The sequence below is a fragment of the Methylobacterium sp. WL119 genome, from assembly GCF_008039875.1.
GTDB lineage: Bacteria > Pseudomonadota > Alphaproteobacteria > Rhizobiales > Beijerinckiaceae > Methylobacterium.
Map to the genome: position 1 here is coordinate 1 of NZ_VRUU01000224.1, position 1481 is coordinate 1481.

The window sequence follows — 1481 nt, forward strand, 5'->3', positions numbered from 1 at the left end:
GCTGGTAGGCGGCGACGCGGATCCCGCTCAGGGTGTCGGGCGGGAAGACGTCGCCGTAGCGGCGCCGGTAGCGGTCGATCACGTCCGGGTCCGGCGTCGCGGCGACGGGGGCCGCCATGGTCCCGGCCGTGGCGACGTCGCCGAGGGCGGCGAGGATCGCGACCTCGTCGGCCTTGGTGATCTCGCCGTCGGGCCGGTAGAACTTCAGGCCGTTGCGGTCCTGCGGGATGTGGCTGCCGGTGACCATCACGGCGCAGGCCCCGCGCCGCATCGCCTCGAGCGCCAGGGCCGGCGTCGGAAGCGCGCCGCAATCGATCGCCGCAAAGCCCGCCGCGGCGGCGGCGGTGGCGACGGTGGCGGCGATGCCGGCGCTGCTGTCGCGCAGGTCGCGCCCGATCACCACGGTGCGGCCCGGGCAGCACGCCACGCCGACGGAGCGGAAGAACGCCCCGGCATAGGCGTAGCTCGGCCACCCAACGAGGTCCGTCACCAGGCCGCGCAGGCCGCTCGTCCCGAACTTCAAGCTGCTCATATCATCCTCATGACTGTTGCTGACGAAACGGTGTGTTCGACGTCAGGGGCAGTCCAGCATCATTCGTGCATTTTCGAGCATGTTGGCGGCGGCCGTGCCCCCGTCTCTACGGTGCGTCCAGTCGGCCTCATCCGTTAGTCCCCCACGACATACCCGAGGGCGGAACCTGATTCGGTTCGACCCCAAACATCAAACGGCACACCCACGGAGAGGGGAGGCCGAACACCACACTCTCGATACTGCTCATTTAGAGCGTCTAATAGAACCGCTTGCATTGGTTGAGGCTCACGAGGGCACAGGCCAGGGTGGTGAAGGCGAGGTGGATGTCGGCGCGGCGCTCATAGCGGATGGCCAGACGGCGGAAGCGGGCGAGCCAAGCCAGCGTGCGCTCGACCACTCAACGGTGGCAGCCCAGGCGTTGACTGCTTTCGACGCCCCGGCGCGCAATGCGGGGCCCGATCCCGCTTGCCCGGCATTCCCGGCGGCAACGACGGTGGTCGTAGGCTTTGTCGGCGTGCAGCTTGCTGGGCCTGCAGCGTGGGCGTCCACGGCGGCCCGAGCGCACCTGCGGGATCGCGTCGAGCGTCGCAACGAGTTGGGTGCTATCGTGAGTGTTAGCCCCGGTCAGGACAACGCTGAGCGACGTGCCGCGGGGCCAAGCGGCTTGACGTGCACCATTCGACGGTGGCCCACCGCGTGCTCAAACTCGAGGAAACGCTCAATCAGCGCCTGATCTGCGCCAGCTCAGCAGGCGTGTCACCTGACACCGAAGGGCCACATCCTTCTCGAGCTCGCGCAGTCCATGTCCGATACTGCCCAGAAAATCGGACATTTGCGAACATAGAAGGCAAATTTAGTCTATTCGCAAATTTTACTTGTCGACCCGCCCTATATTGTTGAAATGTAAAAATCATACATTTTGTGTTATTTATAACTTTATGATGTTTTA

Annotated in this window: 2 pseudogenes; both read right to left on the reverse strand. The window is 65.0% G+C overall.

The annotated features are described in order from the left end of the window. Nucleotides 1–532, reverse strand: a pseudogene (locus FV227_RS28555) (phosphomannomutase); the annotation flags it as partial. A 256-nt stretch (nt 533–788) separates the two neighbouring features. Beyond that, a pseudogene (locus FV227_RS28560) lies at nt 789–1184 on the reverse strand (IS5 family transposase); the annotation flags it as partial. Nucleotides 1185–1481 lie beyond the last annotated feature (297 nt).